At 41.3% G+C, this 21,347-nt stretch carries 11 protein-coding genes; 7 read left to right on the forward strand and 4 right to left on the reverse strand.

Going from position 1 to position 21,347, the window contains the following annotated elements; all coding sequences use genetic code 11:
* Window positions 1-63 precede the first annotated feature (63 nt).
* Window positions 64-2,070 (reverse strand): dehydrogenase E1 component subunit alpha/beta, encoded by a 2,007-nt coding sequence (locus tag K0S23_RS07140; protein WP_300355744.1) that lies wholly within the window; start codon window positions 2,068-2,070, stop codon window positions 64-66.
* Between the two features lie 211 nt (window positions 2,071-2,281).
* Between K0S23_RS07140 and K0S23_RS07145 the strand changes: the two genes are divergently transcribed.
* Entirely contained in the window at window positions 2,282-4,561 is a 2,280-nt protein-coding gene (locus K0S23_RS07145) for an SBBP repeat-containing protein (RefSeq protein ID WP_300355745.1), read from the forward strand.
* A 133-nt stretch (window positions 4,562-4,694) separates the two neighbouring features.
* On the opposite strand, the gene gdhA is transcribed toward K0S23_RS07145, so the two are convergent.
* Window positions 4,695-6,050: an NADP-specific glutamate dehydrogenase gene (gene gdhA, locus K0S23_RS07150; protein ID WP_300355746.1), complete on the reverse strand. Its 1,356-nt coding sequence runs from the start codon at window positions 6,048-6,050 to the stop codon at window positions 4,695-4,697.
* A gap of 211 nt (window positions 6,051-6,261) precedes the next feature.
* Here gdhA and K0S23_RS07155 point away from each other — a divergent pair, with 211 nt between their 5' ends.
* The 5 genes from K0S23_RS07155 to K0S23_RS07175 all read left to right on the forward strand — a co-directional run bounded on the left by K0S23_RS07155 (window position 6,262) and on the right by K0S23_RS07175 (window position 14,288).
* Entirely contained in the window at window positions 6,262-6,645 is a 384-nt protein-coding gene (locus K0S23_RS07155) for a hypothetical protein (protein ID WP_300355747.1), read from the forward strand.
* Between the two features lie 25 nt (window positions 6,646-6,670).
* A complete protein-coding gene (locus K0S23_RS07160) occupies window positions 6,671-9,211 on the forward strand; it encodes a gliding motility-associated C-terminal domain-containing protein (protein WP_300355748.1) in 2,541 nt (846 codons plus the stop codon).
* A gap of 343 nt (window positions 9,212-9,554) precedes the next feature.
* Window positions 9,555-12,275, forward strand: coding sequence for a gliding motility-associated C-terminal domain-containing protein (locus tag K0S23_RS07165; protein ID WP_300355749.1), 2,721 nt, complete (start codon window positions 9,555-9,557; stop codon window positions 12,273-12,275).
* A gap of 153 nt (window positions 12,276-12,428) precedes the next feature.
* Window positions 12,429-13,757, forward strand: coding sequence for a hypothetical protein (locus K0S23_RS07170; protein ID WP_300355750.1), 1,329 nt, complete (start codon window positions 12,429-12,431; stop codon window positions 13,755-13,757).
* Between the two features lie 42 nt (window positions 13,758-13,799).
* Window positions 13,800-14,288 carry a hypothetical protein gene (locus K0S23_RS07175; RefSeq protein WP_300355751.1) on the forward strand — a complete coding sequence of 163 codons (489 nt, stop codon included), beginning with the start codon at window positions 13,800-13,802 and terminating at the stop codon, window positions 14,286-14,288.
* Here the strand turns inward: K0S23_RS07175 and K0S23_RS07180 are convergent.
* On the reverse strand, window positions 14,285-15,622 hold the full coding sequence (locus K0S23_RS07180; RefSeq protein ID WP_300355752.1) for a hypothetical protein: 1,338 nt from the start codon (window positions 15,620-15,622) through the stop codon (window positions 14,285-14,287). The two genes, K0S23_RS07175 and K0S23_RS07180, sit on opposite strands and share 4 nt — an antisense overlap.
* Window positions 15,619-16,647 (reverse strand): tRNA (adenosine(37)-N6)-threonylcarbamoyltransferase complex transferase subunit TsaD, encoded by a 1,029-nt coding sequence (gene tsaD, locus K0S23_RS07185; RefSeq protein ID WP_300355753.1) that lies wholly within the window; start codon window positions 16,645-16,647, stop codon window positions 15,619-15,621. Before tsaD ends, K0S23_RS07180 begins: the two co-directional genes overlap by 4 nt.
* A 24-nt stretch (window positions 16,648-16,671) precedes the next feature.
* On the opposite strand from tsaD, the gene K0S23_RS07190 reads away from it, so the two are divergent.
* Window positions 16,672-21,330 (forward strand): translocation/assembly module TamB domain-containing protein, encoded by a 4,659-nt coding sequence (locus K0S23_RS07190; protein WP_300355754.1) that lies wholly within the window; start codon window positions 16,672-16,674, stop codon window positions 21,328-21,330.
* The last annotated feature ends 17 nt before the right edge of the window (window positions 21,331-21,347 follow it).

Here is a 21,347-nt window from a genome sequence, read left to right on the forward strand (position 1 = left end):
ATCCCCATAAAAACAGTAAGGGCGGAAAATTTTCCGCCCTTACTGTTTTATATCGTTATTGAATTAGAATTCATATAGTTCAATCAATGCCTGTTTGAATCGGTCCAAAGGCAGGAATTGTTTTTCCAATGCTACTGCAAACGGAACAGGTGTATCCAGTGAAGCTACACGTTTAACGGGAGCATCCAGTGCATCAAAACAGTTTTCGTTGATCAGAGCGACTAATTCCCCGCCAATTCCGCCGGTCATGCAATCTTCATGAAGAACGAGTACTTTCCCTGTCTGGCGAACAGCATCGTAAATGGTTTCCGTATCCAATGGAAGCAATGTTTTTAAGTCGATCAAGTTTGCGGAAATCTCAGGATGTGCATCCAAAACTTCCAGTGCCCAATGAACTCCCAATCCGTAAGTGATAATCGTCAGATCATCTCCCTTGCGGACATAACCGGCTTTTCCAATCTCGGCAGTATAATAATCATCAGGAATATCCTCACGTATGCTTCGGTACAGGAATTTATGTTCAAAGAACAGAACGGGGTTCGGATCTTCAATAGCTGCATTCAATAATCCTTTCGCATCTCCCGGGAAAGCAGGATAAACCACTTTTAACCCTGGTGTGTGGAAGAACCATGCTTCGTTGCTTTGGCTGTGGAATGGTCCGGCAGCAGTATTTGCCCCGGTTGGCATACGAACTACTACATCCGCATTTTGCCCCCATCTCCAGTGTATTTTGGCTAAATTGTTTATAATCTGGTTGAAACCGCAAGTCACGAAGTCTGCAAATTGCATTTCGACAATAGCTTTCATTCCTGCAATGGATAAACCTAATCCTGCTCCAACAATAGCAGATTCACAGATCGGTGTATTGCGAACGCGTCCTTTTCCAAATTCCTCTACGAAACCTTCGGTGACCTTGAACGCACCGCCATATTCAGCAATATCCTGTCCCATGATAACCAATTCCGGATAGCGGATCATACTTTGTCTCAATGAATCGGAGATCGCATCAATGAAACGTTTTTCAGTTTTTGTTTCACTTGCCGGATGAATGACCGTTTGAGTGAAAGGAGCGTAAATATCGTCGAGTTCTCTCTGAAGATCTGCTTCGATCGGACTTTCGGCAAATGCAATGTCCAGCCCGTTTTGAATTTCTTCTTTAATTTCCTGTTGAATCTCTGCAATCAATTCGTTCGTTAAAACACCTTGCTCCAATAAATAAGCTTCATAATTTGAAACCGGGTCTTTTTTCGCCCATTCATCCTGAAGTCCTTCAGGATAATATTTGGTCCCTGAAGCTTCCTCATGGCCACGCATTCTGAACGTCATACATTCCAGTAAGAATGGTCTTGGTTTCTGACGGATAGAATCTGCGATTTTACGCACGGTACGAATTACGTCCAATATATTGTTTCCATCAACCTGGAAAGCGTCCATTCCGTAACCGATCCCTTTATCGATAAATTGTTTGCAGCGAAACTGCTCGTTACTTGGAGTAGATAATCCCCAGCAATTATTTTCGATTGCAAAAATTACCGGGAGATCCCAAACTGCTGCAACGTTCAGTGATTCATGAAAGTCGCCTTCCGACGCACCACCATCTCCTGTAAATACAATTGTTGCGTTATTGTTTCCTTTTAATTTATTTGCCAGTGCAATTCCATCTGCAATTCCAAGTTGCGGACCAAGATGAGAGATCATCCCCACAATATTGTAGTCTTTTGTTCCGAAATGGAAAGAGCGGTCACGGCCTTTTGTGAAGCCCGACATTTTTCCCTGGAATTGAGCAAAAAGACGATTCAAAGGAATTCCACGTGTAGTGAATACACCCAGATTACGGTGCATCGGAAGAATAAATTCTTCTTCCTTCATCGCATATGCAGATCCCACGGAGATACCTTCTTGTCCCCAACCGGAAAACCACTTGGTAATCTTCCCCTGGCGAAGAAGAATAAGCATCTTTTCCTCGATCAGGCGCGGTTTTGCAAGCGCTTTATAAATAGTAACAAGCTCTTCGTTTTCGAAGCCTGCTCGATCAAAATCAATCAATCTTTTAGTCTTTTCTTTCTCCATACTGAATATCGCACACAAATGTATTTTTAATAAACAGAACATGAAAGTCAAATCCTAAAAAGTTGACAACAATTCCTAGTTATTTTTGACAGTTCCTAAAAATGAGTTCTTGTTAACAATCAAAGCATTTTATTCAAGAGAGTTAAAATACTCATTTCCAATTTGCTGATTCGATCACTTTTATTAGATTTAATCACTAACTCAAAACACCATGAAGAGAATGCACTTGCTTACGACACTTTGTTTTTCATTGATTTCATATACCATGACATTTGCTCAGGATGTAGAATTTTCTTGGGCTAAAGCTATGGGAAGCAGTATGCAGGATGCTGCATATGAAATGGTAGTTGATGATTTTGGGAACGTATATACTACGGGTATTTTTTCGCAAACTGCTGATTTTGATCCCGGGCCGTCTGTGCAGAATATGGTTTCCAATGGGTCTTACGACATGTTCATTACAAAATTGGATGCTGCGGGTAATTTAATCTGGACAAAGCAAATAGGGGGAACACTTCAGGATGAATCCAGAGCAATTGCAATAGACCCATTGGGTAATTTATATATTACCGGGCTCTTTCAAGATACGATAGATTTTGATCCCGGCCCCGGTAATTATGAACTGATCGCTGCTGAGGCAGATGTATTTATTTGTAAACTGGACTCTGACGGGAATTTCATTTGGGCAAAACAATTCAAAGCAACTGAATTTGGATCTAATTATGGTTTATCAATTAAAGTGGATGAAATCGGAAGCATATTTACAGCAGGTCAATTTGGGGGAGAACTGGACTTTGATCCGGGAGCAGGAGTAACAAATCTGGTTTCTGAAGGAGCTTCAGATGGGTTCATTTCCAAATTGGATTCCAACGGCGATTTTCTATGGGTAAAGCAAATTGCAGGTCCCGGTTTTAATCCAATCATGTCTCTTAACCTGGATGATTCCGGAAACATTCTCACAACTGGTTTTTTCCAGGAAACCACGGATTTTGATCCTGGAACGAGTGTTTTTAATTTGTCTTCAGCAGGAAGTAACGATATTTTCATTTGTAAGCTGGACCCTGACGGAAACTTCGTTTGGGCAAAACAATTTGGAGGCGTTGGTCAGGATGATGGGAACTCATTGATTACGGATTCTTCGGGGAATGTTTATACTGTAGGGCTTTTTAATGGAACAGTAGATTTCGATCCAGGACCAGGTATTCAAGATCTTTCTTCAATGGGTAGTTATGATGCGTTTGTTTCTAAACTGGATTCAGCAGGAAGTTTTCTTTGGGTTAAACAAATTGGAGGAGCGCATACTCAGACAGCATCTTCAATCGCTATGGATACTTTAGGTGATTTATATGTGACCGGATATTTCTCCGGTACTACAGATTTTGATCCTGGTTCGGGTGTTTATAATTTGTCTGCATCGGGTGGGGGAACAGTAACGGTTGACGCATACATTTCCAAGTTGACAGAAAACGGGGACTATTTATGGGCAAAGAATTTTGGGCAGTTTGGAAATGAACGCCCAACTTCTATCGTAGTGGATGAGTCAAGGAATATATATACTTCCGGGTATTTTAGCGGTCTGTCTGACTTTGATCCAGATGCTGGAACATATATAATTCCGGGTGTAGGAAGTGTAGATGTCTTTGTTTCAAAACTTGAATTTGTATGCAATTTAAACGCTTCGGCAGTTTCTTCGCATCCTGTTTGTTATGGTGATTCGAGTGGCAGTGCAGCTATTAGTACCGTTGGAGGAACAGGAGCAATCTCGTATTCCTGGCCTTTAATCGGAGGGAACGGAAATACAGTCGGTGATTTACCTTCTGGCTCTTATTCATGCGTGGTATCCGACCTGAGTTCCTGCAATGATACTGTTACGTTCGAAATTATTGATCCAGATGAAATATGGAATACGCAATCCATTACGCTTTGTTATGGGGAATTTCTTGCGGTTGGAAATAATAATTATTCAACAGATGGAGTCTACGTTGATACCTTGCTCACGTCAAATGGCTGTGACAGTATTTTAACAACTACCCTTTCGGTAGAAAACCCGATAGATGTTTCAACGACCAGCTTGGGGCAAAGTATGTTTGCAAATTTTGTGGCATCCGCTTATCAATGGATTGATTGCGCCAATAATCAGCCTATTGCAGGTGAAATCAATCAATCTTTCCTGGCGTCACTTGATGGGGATTACGCGGTGATAGTTTACGATGGTAGTTGTTCAGATACTTCAGCTTGTATTTCTGTCACTACTGCAGGAATAGAGGAGAGTAATCGGAGTGTTCTTGAAATTTATCCGAATCCGGTAAGTTCAATGCTGTATGTTTTCTTGAAGGGGCCTTCAGAAGTTTCTATTATTGATTTGACAGGGAAGCTGATTCTACAGGAAACACTAAGCGGAGCGGAGAATGCGATTGATGTGGAAAGACTGGTTGCAGGAGTCTACTTACTGCAAGCAGGTAATCAGGTGAGACGCTTTATTAAAAAATAAATTTTACAGACTAAAGGTGCCTTTGTTTAGTCACACTTTCCTGTTCCGAACAGATTAGTGGTTGATTTGCTTATGAGCCAAAAAAAACCGCCCTGATTGTTCAGGACGGTTTTCAGGATATTTATTTTTTCGATTATACCAAACCTTGGTCAATCATAGAATCAGCAACTTTTACGAAACCTGCAATGTTTGCACCTTTCACATAGTCAACATTTCCTTTGGCATCTTTACCGTATTTAACACATGCTTCGTGGATAGAAATCATGATATTGTGCAATTTAGCATCTACTTCTTCAGCAGTCCAGCTTAGACGTAAAGAGTTTTGAGACATTTCCAAACCTGAAGTTGCAACACCACCTGCGTTAGATGCTTTCCCCGGAGCGAATAACACGTTAGCAGCCTGGAATGCACCAATTGCTTCAGGAGTAGAAGGCATGTTAGCACCTTCAGCAACACAGATTACACCATTTGCGATCAATGCTTTTGCTTCGTCACCATTTAATTCGTTTTGAGTAGCACAAGGCAACGCGATGTCAGCTTTCACTTCCCAAGGACGTTTTCCTGGAACAAATTTTGCAGATGGGAATTGTTTAACGTATTCTTCAATTCGACCACGTTTTACATTTTTCAATTCCATTACGAAAGCCAGTTTCGCAGCGTCGATACCTTCTGCATCATGAATGTAACCTGATGAATCGGAAAGTGTAACTACTTTACCACCCAATTGAGTAGCTTTTTCACAAGCGTATTGTGCAACGTTTCCTGAACCTGAAACAACAACTGTTTTACCTAAGAAAGAATCTTCTTTTGTCGCCAGCATTTCTTTTGCGAAATATACAGTACCGTATCCTGTAGCTTCCGGACGAATCAAAGATCCTCCCCAGTTGCGTGCTTTTCCTGTTAATACTCCTGTAAATTCGTTACGGATACGTTTGTATTGACCAAACATGTAACCGATCTCACGACCACCAACACCGATATCTCCGGCAGGTACATCCGTATCAGCACCAATATGACGAGAAAGCTCAGTCATAAAAGATTGACAGAATTTCATTACCTCGTTATCTGATTTTCCTTTAGGATCAAAATCAGAACCACCTTTACCACCTCCCATAGGAAGAGTCGTTAATGAGTTTTTGAAGATTTGTTCAAATCCTAAGAATTTCAAGATAGAAAGGTTAACAGAAGGGTGGAAACGAAGTCCTCCTTTGTATGGCCCGATCGCAGAGTTAAATTCTACGCGGTAACCACGATTTACCTGAATTTCACCTTTATCATCCAACCACGGAACTCGGAACATAATCGTTCTTTCCGGCTCAACGATTCGATCCAAAATTTTTGCAGTCTTGTATTTTGGATTTTCTTCCATAAAAGGAATAACTGCTTCAGCAACTTCATGAACAGCTTGCAAAAATTCTGCTTCATGACCGTTGGTTGCTCTTACTTTGTCCATAAAAGCGTCAATCTGTGCTTGGTATTTACTTGACATATTATTAAATGCTTTTGTTTTACGTGGGGCAAATGTAACTAATTTTAAAAATGAAGCCGAAATTTTATAGAACATTATAAGTAATCGAAATATAATCGGTGTGAGACCCGTTTTGTTTCTTCAAAAGAGGGTATTGATAATATTTAAAAAAGGAAGAGACAACCTATCCTTAATAATTTCGTCTTTTGCATGTGTTATCAATAATTTATAGATGAAGAAAATTGTTCTACTAATCACTTTTAGCCTTGCTTTATGCAGCTTTCAGTCCTTCGGGCAGGTGTATGAAAAAATTTACGAATTATCCGGTTCCGCAGTTCAAAATAAGATGAATCAAAATAAGATAGACGGTGTTGATATCTTATCTGGTGTGAAAGCACATCATGTTATCGGACTTAGCGGAATAAGCGTTTCTCAAAAAGGAGCCCTTGAAACTTTATTAACTAATGATGCCCGAATTACTTCCTTTGTTTTAAGTGATGACGTGACTTCTATTATTATAGAATCACAAGCTGTTTTTACAAAAGAAGAGTTTGCAGCATTGATTCAAACCATGAATGGTGTAATTACCGGCTATGCAGCCGAATATTCGATCTAACCCAATTACTAAGAGATTTAATACTATGAGAACGATTAAAAATACGTTGCTTTCATTAGGACTACTACTGAACCTGAATGTACTTGCACAACTTGCTCCCGGAGCAAATTGTAATCAGGCAGGATGTTCAACAGCAGGTTCCTATGCGAGTAATACAGGTGTTCCAAGCATGGGGAGTTACCAGTGCTTAGGCTCAACGCCCAATGCAAACTGGCTGGCATTTTCCATTGGAACCAGCGGAAGTATTCACTTGACTTTGACGCAAACAACTGCCGGTGGAGGTGGAATTGACGTGGATTTTGCCTTATACGGACCTTATACCAGTGTTGCTGCCGGTTGCCCGATCGGGCCGAACACACCGACTGTAGACTGTTCTTATTCCGCGTCTTCTACGGAATTTGTAGATATTGCAGGTGCAGTTGCCGGACAAGTCTATATTCTATTGGTAACGAACTTTAATGGTTCCCCAGGAACAATCAGTTTGCAACCGAATACCTCAAACCCATCAACAGGTGGTGTTAGCTGTAATGGTATTAGCTTCAGCGCTACTGCTACTTCAACTCCTGCAACTTGTAATCAGGCTACAGGCTCGGTATCAGTAACTGTGAACGGAGGATTTGCTCCATATACTTATATTTGGAATATCCCTGGAAACCCAACAACTCAAAGCGTCAGCAACGTTGCGCCGGGAACATATACTGTTCAGGTGTCTTCAAGTCCGAACCCGGCTAATGGGGTTGCTGTGCCTCCAACAACAGCAACTGTAACGGTAGCAAATATCAATACAACATATAGTGGAACTACCACCAATGCTTCTTGTCCGATGGGACATAACGGTACTGCTACGGCAAATTATAACATTCCTGGTAACCCAACAAGTGCTGGTGTTACAGCTACTTACCAATGGAATGATCCGGCGGCGCAAACTACAAAAACGGCTTCTGGACTTTTACCTGGAACTTATAGCTGTACTATTACTTTATCGAACGGATGTACCGGAACAACTACTGTAACAGTTGGTGCTAACCCGGTTGCATATTCTGCTACTTCTACTTTGGTTTCATGCCCTGGAGGTTCGGATGGTACTGCAACTGCAAACATGGCTCCTGTAGTTGGAACTTTATCTTATGCATGGAATGATCCTTCCGCTCAGAGTACACAAACTGCAACAGGTTTATCTGCTGGCTCTTACTCTTGTGTCATCACATCAACTATCGGATGTACAGGAACTGTGAATGTAACGGTAAATGAGATTCCGGGAATGACAGCAAGCTTTACTACTATTAGTGATGTAACCTGTAATTCAGCTAATGATGGAATTTTAACCGTAGCTGTTGCTCAGGGAACTCCTCCTTACAGTTATGCTTGGGATCATTCGGCTTCAACTTCTGCTACGGCAAATGATTTGTATGTTGGAATGAGTACAGTAACCGTTACGGATGCACTGGGATGTATTATTACCAGAACCGAAACCTTAGCTCAACCACCGGCTTTACAAATTACTTACGTAACTCCTGATCAAATTATCTGCCCGGAATCTTCAACAACGATCAGCGTGAACGGAACTGGCGGAAATGGCCCCGCAAATTCAAATTACACATTTACCTGGAAAGAAAACGGAGTGGTAATCGGAACAGGAACATCAATTGTGGTAGATCCAATAGACACAGGGACACAATATTGTGTGGAACTAACGGAAGCATGTGGTTCTCCAAGTACCGATACTTGTATGATGATCACTTTCCCGACATCGCTTGCGCCTGTTTATCTGGCAAATAAACCATATTCTTGTCTGCCTGGAGATTTGATCTTCTATTTGGATCCGGCTTCTATAGACAATGATGATCCGATTGATTCAGTATTGGTTCAATTGGGTAATGGTGATGAGAGTGTTGTTTATGGGAATGACAGTATTCATTATATCTACACAGCGGCAGGAATTTATACGATTGATGTCACTGTTATTTCAGAATTGGGATGTGTAACAACAGCCTCATACCCTGGAATTGCAAATGTTATTGCAAACCCGGTGGCTGACTTTACAATGTCTGCAAATCCTACTACGTTTTTTGAAACAGTAGTGAAAATGCAGGATAAATCTAGTCCGACTGTCGTTCAATGGACGTGGTCTTCGCCTGGTTCGGATCCGAACAACAGTACATACCAGAATCCGACATTCCATTTCCCGGAAGGAATTGTAGCAACTTATACGATTCAATTGGCGGTTGAAACTCCGGAAGGATGTGTGGATACGGTTGAACGAATTTTGACAGTGAACAGCGACATCATTTTCTATGCTCCAAATGCGTTCACACCAGACGGTGATGAGTTCAACCAAAGCTGGAAGTTCTATGTTTCGGGAATTGATGAGTATGATTTCGAATTAATGATCTTCAACCGTTGGGGAGAAGTCATTTGGGAAACTCATGACGTAAATTCAGCATGGGATGGAACATATAATGGCACTCCTGTTAAGGAAGGAGCTTATACCTGGGTTGCCAGGGTGAAAGATCTGTATTGGGACGATGCGAAAGTATTCAACGGAGCCATTAACCTTATTAAATAAAACACCAGACTACTTTTAATATAGATCAGGGAATCCCGGTCCGCTTCGGTGGACCGGGATTTTTTTTGTAATTATTTAACATTGAATGATTTACAGTTAGATATGGTGTTTTACCATGGTGTTTCGAAAATAAAAAGTTAATATATTGAAAATGAAAGGAATATGTAATGACTATTCATCATTTATTTATGTGGTTTTGTTAAATAAATGACTTCTGAATTATTTGTTAAGCGTTGTTTTTCAGTTGTTTATACCGTTTACCTGTTGTTTTTCTTTATTTATATTCATAATAAGCAACTATGAATTAAAAAAATCGTTTTAAAAGCAACACAATAAGGTAATTATGAAGAAGATAATTTTAATATGTGCGTTGTTGTTTGTTTCAAACAGTGTATTAAATGCCCAGGTAGCACTTTGTCTGGGTCAGGATGCGACAGTTTGTGCCGGTCAAACGGTTCAAATAACAAATTGTTCGGGGGGAGGGCCAATATTAGGGTCGGGAATTACTTTAAATAATGCGACAACTCTTCCTCAGCTTTCGGATGATTCTTATTCAGGATTGATTCCAATCGGATTTACATTTAATTTTTATGGAGCTAATTACACCAATTGTGTAATCGGATCAAATGGTCTGATCAGTTTTAATGCTGCAAATGCAAACACCGGCTGTCCCTGGAGTTTAGTAGGGATGGGTACCTTGCCACAAACGGCAAACCTCACCACAACGCGAAATTCAGCGATGCTATTCTATTCGGATATCAATCCTTCTCAAGCACCCATCGGACCTATCAAATATCAGACGATTGGAACTGCTCCGAACAGGAAGTTTGTGGTCTTGTTTGAAAGTGTGAATGCCTTTCAATGTCAGAACACTTGTTATTATGGTGCTATCGTATTTTATGAGACAAGTAACATCATTGATATGATGATCGGGCAGAAACCGAATTGTGCAACCTGGAATGGCGGTTTGGCAATTCAGGGGGTTCATAATTCAGCGGGTACAGTCGCAACAATTACACCGGGAAGAAATAACACGGTTTGGAACGCGAATCAGGACGGTAAACGATTTACACCGATTGCGCCAAATAATACTTCTAATTATTCTGTAGCAACCGTTCAGTATTATACCGTTACATCAACATCGAATAACAGTATTCAGTGGGCCAGTACAAATGGGGGACTATTCCCATATGGCGGTGGGGTATTAAATATAACAACCGTTCCTCCGGGGACCACGGGTTATTATTTAACAGCTACTGCATGTAATGCGGCGGTCGGAGGAGTAAGTGATACCACTTTTATTACGAGACAAGTCGTTTCGGGCACGGCAACGGCAACCACAGATTATTGCTTTGGAGGCGTTGGTACCGCAACCGTGAATCCGACACAAGGGGCGGCACCCTTCACTTTTACCTGGTCTCCAGGAGGTCAGACAACTCAAACTGCAACAAATTTAGTCTCGGGACCTTATACTGTTCAAATAACAGATACATTGGGCTGTAGTGCAAATGTAAATGTGAATGTACCGAATACCAACGCCACATTCAGCGGTTCTTCCACATTGGTAAGTTGTCCTGGAGGCAGCGACGGAACTGCTACGGCAACGATGACTCCTCCACTTGGTGTTGTTTCGTATAACTGGTATGATGCAGGCGGACAAACGACACAGACTGCCACAGGTCTAAGTGCGGGTACTTATCATTGTATTGTTTCTACATCTCAATCAACCGGCTGTACGGATACTGTTGAGGTAATTGTTTCAGAAATTCCAGGTATGGTATCGACCATTATTAACCAATCAGATGTTACGTGTAATAGTGCAAATGACGGAATAGTGGAAATCAGTGTAGTGGATGGAACGGCTCCCTATACTTATTCATGGGATAATTCTGCTTCAACAGGTCCTTTAGCGAATGATTTGTATGCGGGAACTCATACGGTAACAATAACAGATTCAAATAACTGTGTAATCACAACAACCACAACAATTGGTGAGCCGGCCCCTTTAAAAATAACGAGCCTTACTCCGGATACGATTATATGCCCTGAAGCTTCTATAGTGTTGAATGTACAGGGAACAGGCGGTAACGGCAGTTCATATTATACTTTTACGTGGAGGGAGAACGGAACTGTGATCGGCACGGGAACTTCTATTACGGTAGATCCGGCTGCTACGGGAACTCAATATTGTGTTGAATTAACGGAGCAATGCGGGTCGCCAAGTACGGACTCATGTATGATGATCAATTTCCCTACTGCAATTGTTCCGAATTATGTTTCAAATCTTCCGTATTCCTGTTTACCTGGTGAATTTGTTTTCATTAATCAATCGAACAATAGTGCGGAAATTGATTCGGTTGTAGTCGATTTTGGAAATGGGGATATGGGTGTGTTTTATGGTGATTCGAACTTAACATATACTTATACAACAGCCGGAATTTATACCATAAGTGTTGTAACAACTTCTATTCAGGGGTGTGTTACTACCAATACATTCCCGGGGATCGCGAATGTAATTGCAAATCCTGTGGCAGATTTTTCCATGTCGGCAAATCCAACAACTATTTTTGAAACGGTTGTTAAAATGCAGGATAAATCGAGCCCTAACGTTGTGAACTGGGAATGGACTTCAATTGGATCAAATCCAAACAGTAGCACTTATCAGAATCCAACGTTCCATTACCCGGAAGGAGTTGTCGCAACATATACCATTCAGTTGATCGTTGAAACTCCTGAAGGATGCAGAGATACTTTAGAACGGATCTTGTCGGTGAATAGTGATATTATTTTCTACGCTCCAAATGCGTTTACGCCTGATGGTGATGAATTCAATCAAACATGGAAATTCTATGTTTCGGGAATTGATGAGTATAATTTTGAACTAATGATCTTTGACCGTTGGGGGGAGGTTATTTGGGAAACACACGATCCTAATACTGCTTGGGACGGCACCTACAATGGTAAGGTTGTTCAGGCCGGAGCTTATTCGTGGATCGCTAGTGTGAAGGATTTGTATACGGATTCCAGGAGAACATTCAAGGGAGCAATTAATATTCTTAAATAGATTACCGACTACTTTTAATATATAAAGGAAGGCCCGGACGATAAATGTCCGGGCTTTTTGCTTTGAAAGCATTTATTCCATGCTTATTTTTGCACGCTTTAATGCAACCATTTATCCCTGGATAATTGATTGGGGAATCTAAAGCAGGAAATTATGAGAAACTTAATTGTTGGATTGACCTTGTTCGTGTTGGCATACACAGTAAATGCTCAAACTGCAAAAGATTCAAGCAGGATAATTATTCCTGAACTCAAGCTAAATATTAATAAATCAGGGACAAACTACATTAAAGGTACTTTTTTGGCCCAAACCTGGGCCAGGTATTCTGATTTCAATCCGGGAACTACTATTGACGGAACACCGAAAGCAAGTTATGGCGATATTGGCATCAGGAGATGGCGTATCCAGGCTTTTGGACAGCTGACAAACAGGGTTTATTTCTACACCCAATTCGGTCAAAACAATTTCAGTTTTTTGCAACCAAGACACACCGGTGCTTTTTTACACGATGCAGTTACGGAATTCAGGGTGCTTAATCAAATACAGATCGGAGGAGGATTAACAGCTTGGGGCGGTGTTTCACGCTTTTCGTCACCCGCTGTGGCAAATATTATGGGATTGGATGCTCCGATTTACCAGCAGGCAACAAATGGAATCAATGACCAGTTTGCCCGTAAATTATCACTTTATTTAAAAGGTGAAGTTTCTAAATTGAATTATCGTATAGCCCTGAGCAGACCAATGTCCGTGAAGAATAGTACCGTACCTGTTCCACCGATTAGTTCAAGCTCGAACTTTAATACGGAAGCTCCCCGGGCTCAGACTTCAGGATATTTGTTTTGGCAGTTTTTCGAGAAGGAGGTGACACCAAATCCATATATGAGCGGGACTTATCTCGGTAAAAAGAAACTATTGAACCTTGGAGCAGGCTGGGTTCAGCAAAACCAAGCAATGTGGCATACAGATCCTGTGGGAGATACAATTCGTACAAGCTTGCTGCTGCTTGGAGTGGATGTATTCCTGGATCTTCCGATCGGAAAGAAAGGAGCAGCATTGAGCGCTTATGTAGCTTACAATAATTTCAACTACGGGAAAAATTATATCAGGATGCTGAATGGGATGAACCCCGCAAACGGAGTAAATGCGGAAGGAACATTAAACGGACCCGGTGTAAACTATCCGATGATCGGTACCGGGAACATCGTCTTTGCACAATTTGGATACAAATTCAAAGATGATCTCTTAAAAGATAACGGAACTCTGATGCCTTATTTGGAAGTCCAATACTCGCAATTCCAGGCATTGAAAGACCCGGCTGTAATGTTGGAAGGTGGAATTAACTGGCTGATTCACGGGACTCATGGTGCTAAATTATCTTTGGGTTGGCAGAACAGGCCTGTTTTTGAAAATAATGCTTTGGGAGAGGCTGTTCAAACGAGACGTAAAAATATGTTGGTGCTACAATATCAAATTGCATTTTAACTTTTCTATATTTATACATTATACTATCAACATCACAAACACATGAAGTATTTAGGCATGCTCGTATTTGCTCTGGTGCTTTCTTTCCATGGCAAGACACAAAAGATCCAACGTTGTGATTCCATTCCCACGTTGAATTCAGAGATTTTGAAAGTTTTAAAACCTTATATGGGACAGAAGATCCTGAGGGGGGAATGCTGGGACATTCTTAGTTTGGCATTGAATGAAACCCATGCCAAGTGGAATGGGTATGATGTTTTTGGAACGCCTTATGATTACAAAAAAGAATGCGTTGCTCCGGGTGATATCATTGCATTTAAAGGGGTGAAATTCGGTGGAATGCAGAATGGGATCAAGTATTTCGAAGAAATGGAAAAACATTTTGCCGTTGTGAAGGAAGTAAGAGAAAATGGAGAATTGCTGTTACTTCATCAAAACACAGGTAAATTTGGAAAAAAGTTAGGTGAATCGAGTATCTTCATCGGAGATCTGAAGAAAGGGAAACTGGATTTTTTTCGCCCGACGTATTAGTCAATCCGCATTCTGATCCGCCATTCTTTCGGGAAAAGATTATTGAATCTGTTCCCCAGATGTTTGATCCAGCCGAGTCTTGTCCCTTCGAAGGAGACCGTATTAAATCCGTGCTTTCCATCGAGGCTGAATGTTTCACCTTTCAGGTAATGCAATGCCTGTTCGCGCGTCAAAGGAATATCGGTGACGTGCTCTGAAAGAAGCTTTGAGTCAAGAGCGAGTGCTTCATTCGGAATTAATCCTTTCCTGGAAATTTCCCCGAGTTCTGTCCCCAGTTTGATGATCCGAAGATTGGAATGCAGTGTCTCTGCCAATTCTGATAAGCCAGCCGGAATAGCAAATACGTAATTGTTCCATTGAATAAATTCGGATGTTGAATCGCCAACCCATTCGTTGAACCAGGCCTCCGGTTTTAATCGCGTCAGTGAGCTTTTTTTCTTTGATTTGATCTTGTGTGTACGCTCTTCTCCTTGTTTTTGAATGACAACGACATAGAAACCTTCTGTTTTCAGTTCCGAAGGAAGTGCATAATATCCGATCCCATCACGTCCTTTTTTAGCAAAGGGAATCTCCATGGAATGAATTTTGGAATCCGTCTGGTCTAAGATCCAACGTACGTTTTCTTCGTTCTCATCGGTGTTGAAAGTACAGGTTGAGTAGATCAGATATCCATTTGGTTTCAGAGAATCCCAAACATCCATCACGATTCTTTTCTGCCGTGCCGCACACAATTTTACAGATTCGACGGACCACTCGTTGCGTGCTTCCTGATCTTTTCTGAACATCCCTTCACCTGAGCAGGGAGCGTCAATCAGGATGCAGTCAAACAAACTTTTCAGACCTTCGAAATCTGACGGATCATTGTTGCTTACCAAAGTGTTTTTAGCACCCCATTTGGTCAGGTTTTCCTTTAAAATCTTCGATCTGTTCTGGATCACTTCATTTGCAAGTAACAAGCCTTTTCCATTCAAAAAATCCGCAATAAGCGTGCTTTTTCCTCCCGGTGCAGCGCATAAGTCTAGTAAAACAGGCTCGTCAGGAAAATCCAATTGTCTTAAAATCCAATCGATAAATTGTGAACCGGCTTCCTGCGGATAGTACCGGCCCCCATGAAAATGCGGATCCAGGGTGAAAACGGGTCTTTCCTGGAGATAAAATCCGGTTTTCGACCACGGAATTTCTTCCAGATCTTTAAAAACAGAAGGGCCTTTAGATGAATTGATCCGGATTGCAATCGGCTGTTCTTCATTCAAAGCCCGGAGCAGTGAATCTCCCAGGAATGGATCATGGCTTACTCGTTCAACGAATGCTTCGGGGAGTTCAACTTTTTTCATGGCTTCACAAATGGTAATCGTGCGTTTGCACTAACAGTCTGATCTGCAAATTGATTGTTTTCTGCCAGGAACTTTCCGGCAATTGCGATCATTGCAGCATTGTCTGTACAATATTCAAATTTTGGAATAAATACATTCCATCCGAGTTTTTTTCCTTCTTCCTCCAATTTCTTTCTCAAGCCTGAATTTGCAGAAACCCCACCGGCAATTGCGATGTCTTTGATTCCCGTGTCAGCTGATACTTTCCGGAGTTGTTTGAAAAGAATCTCCAAAATGGTAGCCTGTATAGACGCACACAAATCAGCCTTATTTTCCGCTATGAACTGCGGGTTTTTGGCTACTTCTTTCTGGATGAAATAAAGTACGGAGGTCTTTAAACCACTAAAACTGAAATTGTAACCCTCAACCTGAGGCTTTGCAAAAGAAAAGGCAGCGGGATTTCCTTCTTTCGCGTATTGATCAATTAAGGGACCGCCCGGATAAGGGAAGCCTAATATTTTTGCTGTTTTATCGAAAGCCTCTCCGGCTGCATCGTCGATAGTTGTCCCAAGCACGATCATTTCTGTCGGAGAATCAACCCGGACCAATTGCGTGTGTCCACCTGAAACGGTCATGCAAACAAATGGAAAGTGTGGTACGGGAACTCCTTCATTGATGAAATGAGCCAGAATATGGGCATGCATATGATGAACAGCAACCATTGGTTTGTTCAGTGCAAGACCCAGTGATTTTGCAAATGCAGTACCTACAACCAATGAGCCCATCAGTCCGGGACCTTGTGTAAATGCAATTAAATCAATATCTTTAAGTGAAACAGCGGCTTTTTTTAAGGCTGCGTCAACTACGGGAATGATGTTCTGTTGATGTGCACGTGAAGCTAATTCAGGGACTACGCCACCATATTGTTCATGAATTGCCTGGCTGGCCGTAACGTTAGATAAAATGGTATCATCTTTGAGTATGGCAGCTGAAGTATCATCACAAGATGACTCAATTCCTAAAATTACTAATGATTGTTGGCTCAACTTTGTTAAATTTGTATATAATACATGACAAAAGTACTCAAAATACTAGGTAGAATAGTAGGGATTTCTTTTGAATGGGTGCTTTTGGTGCTCATACTCTTGGCATTTGCCATTCGTACAAGCCAATTTCAAACTTATTTGGGATCGCTCGCGACTAATTTTTTATCTAAGGAACTAAATACGGAATTGCGCATTGGCAAGATCGATATTGTTTTTTTTGATAAGATTTATTTGAAGGACGTTTTTGTGCGGGACCTTCAAGGGGATACTCTGGCCTCGCTGAATCAGATCATGGTTCGCGTCAAGAGCTTTGACCCGGGAGGTGAATTCATCAACCTGAGAAGCGTTGGGCTTCTGAAAGGAAGAGTAGGAATTACACGGGATTCGATCAATGGAGATTACAATTACGAGTTTATTGCTGATTATTTCTCAGGCAAAAAATCCAAGAAACCCAAGTCGGATCCGCCTAAAGTTACGATTGATAATGTGAATATCGAATGGGTGACTATTTCCTATGACGATAACCGGAAGGGCCGGAATACCTACGGAATGGATTATGACCATTTGAGGTTTAATGATGTAATCCTTCACATAGTTGATTTCGAGGAGGAAAAAGGAGTTCTGTCATTTCAGTTAAAGCATTTGCAAACCCAGGAAAAATCAGGTTTTTGGTTAAAGCGCTTATTCGCGAACGCGGTTATCGATCCGCATAAGGGAATTCTGTTGAGTAATGTGGAAATCAATACTTCGCGTTCCACGATCTATGCTTCCAAATTAAACATGTTGATGAATTCCCTGAAAGGAATTAATGATTTCGTGGATAGTGTGTCATTTGATGCGGTAATAGATTCTTCGCGGGTTAGCTTTTGGGATGTCTCCCAATTTGGGACAGCTTTGGAAGGGATGAACGAAATGGTTTCATTGAGTGCCGTTGTAACTAAAAAAGTAAAGAATTTAAAAATAGACAACCTGGATTTGCGTTTTGGCTCCCGAAGTGTTGTACGCGGGAATTATTCCCTGCCGGATTTCAGGGATCTTTCAGCTTCGGGTTTTAATGAACAAATTGATTATGCATTCATTGATTTTTCGGATGTAGAAGAAATCAAACTTCCCAAAGATGCAGGAAGGAATAATATGAACTTTGCTGAAATGATAGACAGGCTTGAGTATGCCGAACTTCAAAATACCAGTGTGAAGGGTTCTGTAGACAAGTTTGCCCTGAAAAGTGATAAATTGAGATCAGAACTGGGTTCTGTTCAAGTAGATAACGAGATCATTTTTAAGAAACTCAAAGAAGGAGGCTATTCATTTGACCGGACAAGCGATAAACAATACGACATTGTAGTTGATAGCTTTAACCTGGCGAAATTCCTCGATAACTCCCAGTTTGGAAATGTAGCCGGCCAGGTTTATTTAAGTGGTGTGGTTGGCCAAAAAGATATGATCCGATTGGAAACACTCGAAGGGGATATCACGAAATTCAGGTTCAATGAGTATACTTATTCCAACATTAAAGTAAGCAACGGTTCATTCATTGAAAATGTCCTGGATGCGGACCTAAACGTTGATGATCCTAATTTAAAGCTGGCATTTAACGGAGCTATTGATGTCTCTAAAGTCCAGCATTTCGATTTCAAAGTTCAGATTGAAAAAGCGAACCTGGGACATTTAAACTTTGTGAAAGACCCGGAATCCTCATTTACCGGAAACCTGGACCTGGATCTCAGAGGAAGTTCTCTGGAAACGTATGAAGGTTTAATTAATGCCAACAGCATTGAGTTCATTGAGAAAGGTAAAAAAATGACTTTGCCGGAATTAAGTCTTTACATCGAACGGAATCCTGAAAGTGACCGCTTTGAGCTGCGAAGTGATATTGTGGATGCCGATATAAATGGAAAGATCAATTTCAAAACGATTCCTATCGCTGTTAATAACGGACTTTCCGATGCATTCCCTTCTTACTTTTCTCCTAAGCCTTTTCCAAAGGGAATGGAATCGAAAGATCATTTTGACATGACTGCTACGATTAAAAATTCACAGGACTTCTTAAATATTTTCGCCCCGAAATTAGAGATCGCTTACGGGACTGTTGTGAAAGTTGAACTTGATTCACGGGCACATCACCAGATGCTGGATATACAATCGTCCAAAATAAGCTATGAAAAGCTGATGAACGAGAAGAGTGATGCTTACATGACCAATGTGGTTTTACATCAGGAATTTACACACGGAACCGGAACGCTAACATTGAATGCCGGCAAGACCCAATTAAGGGATTCCCTGGATGTGGAGAATATCCAGCTCACAATGGACGGGACTAAAAACATTTATAAGACAGATTTAAGCTGGAATATTGGGGTGCCGAATACTTCCGAATTTGATTTTGTTGTAGACGTTCGTGAAGAAGGGGAGTTTGATATCCAGGTAAAACCTTCCTATTTCTCAGTTAAAAACCACAAGTGGGAAATTATGAACACCGGTCAGCTGATCTACAAGAAAAAACACCTGGAGATTAAACACCTGATGCTGGAAAGAGAGAATCAGTTCTTATCGGTTAATGGTATTTTATCCGAAAACCCGGAAGATTATCTGACAATCAATGCGAATGAATTGCATGTGGAAGAATTCTCATCACTTTTGGGATCGGAAATCAAAATGCAGGGAAGTTTGGATGGAACTGCCCGCCTGGCAACACCGTTTACAGATATTAAAGTTGACGGAGATTTTGTTTTGAGAGATCTTTTCCTGGAGGGACAGGAAGTCGGGGATGTTCACTTGAACGGTATCTGGGTCGACCTGGAAAAAAAGATCATTCTGAACGGCGATTTAAAATACCGCGATCTGCAAACATTTGATTTCAACGGCTACATTTTGCCGATGAAGAAGGATGATAACATCAACTTCGACCTTGAGTTTAAGGACATGAATTTATCTTTTGCAAATGCTTTCATGGATCCGAAAGTCATTTCAGATATTTCGGGAACCATCAAGGGAGTTATTCAAGCAAAAGGAAGCTTGGAAGAACCGGAAATTACCGGAAATCTGCAATTGAAAAACGGAGGTCTGAAAGTTGGGGTTCTGGGAACGCACTACAGCCTGAGCGGTCCGCTTAAATTTGACGGAAAGAACGATGGTATTTATGGAGCGTTCCCGGTACTGGACGATGATGGAAATACTGCTTATGCACTTGCAACTATATTCCACAACAATTTCAAAGATTTCTCACTAAGTTTTGATGTGGCTTTTGATGAATCCGTGGGTGGGTTCAGGGATCCTGTCAGTAAACGGCCTTTGCGTCCTACAGATAAATTCATGGTATTGAATACCGGGTACAAGGAAGGAACAGTGTACTATGGAAAAGCATATGCAACAGGTACGGCGAGTATTCTGATCGAGAAGGGAAATACTGAAATTGATGTCAGGGCAAAAACTAAGAAAGGAACTGAAGTCATTTTGCCAATGTATGGCGCAAAAGAGATCGGTGAATTTGATTTCATCGACTTTAGTACGGATAGCATTGAAGCAGAGAGGAAGCTGGATTTAACGGGAGTTAACTTGAACCTGGATATTACCGCAACACCTGAAGCAAATATACGCTTGATACTGAATGACCAGACACAGGAAGAAATACGTGCAACAGGCCGGGGTAATATTCTTTTATCAGTCGATAACCTGAACCAGATCCGAATGACTGGTCAGTACATTATCAACAGCGGACAATACGATTTCGTTTTGAACCCGATCAGGAAAACCTTTGAAATAGACCAGGGAAGTAACATTACCTGGACAGGAAGTCCGTACGATGCAAATCTGGATATTAAGGCGTACTACAGGGTAAATGCAAGTTTGGACGAATTGAACCGCGACCAGATCGGTGGATCCTCGGAAACGAAATCGGAGGTGCGTTGTGTTCTGAATATTGGTCAGACGCTTTCGAATCCTTCCATTACACTGGATATTGAGGTTCCGAACGTCAGTGAATCCGGGAAAGCTGTACTTAGTAAGATCCGGTCAGATAAAGACGAATTACAAAAACAATTCTTCACCCTTCTGGTGTTTAACAGGTTCCAGGGAGTGGGAGGAAGCTCAAACGGCAGTTACGGTGGAGTTGCAGAAGTAATTACACGCCAAATCAATGCGGCTTTGGATCAGTTGTCCAAAGATGTGAAAATGAACGTTGGTTACAATGATAACTCAGTAACGGGCGATAAGAATTTCCAGTTCGGGTTGCAGCGCGCATACGGGGCAAAACAAAACATTGTGTTAAAAACCTCTTTGGGGGTTTCGAACAATACTTCTACCGGTGCTACTCAGAATTCCCTGATCGGTAGTTTTAACCTGGAATACCTGATCAACGAGGATGGAACTTTCCGGGTTTCGATCTTCAATGAATCAAATGACAAGGGAATTCTGAGTAATAAGGATAAAGGGGAATTCACCCAGGGTGTTGGTTTACATTACGAAGAATCTTTTAACAACATCAGCGAATCGCGGATCATTGAGTTTTTTGCAAACTTGTTCAGAAAGAAAAATAAGGTAAATAACTCCAAACGGAAAAACCGCGTTCCCGTAGATTATATTCCGGGTCAGTCGCCTGCTATTCCGGAGAAAAAAGAGGATGACGTTCCTATTGTACCTGAAGAACCAAAAACAGAACCTGAAGAAACAACTCCCAATCCTTAATTTCTTCCATTTTATAA

This window comes from Fluviicola sp. (genome assembly GCF_029266855.1).
Taxonomy (GTDB): domain Bacteria; phylum Bacteroidota; class Bacteroidia; order Flavobacteriales_D; family Crocinitomicaceae; genus Fluviicola.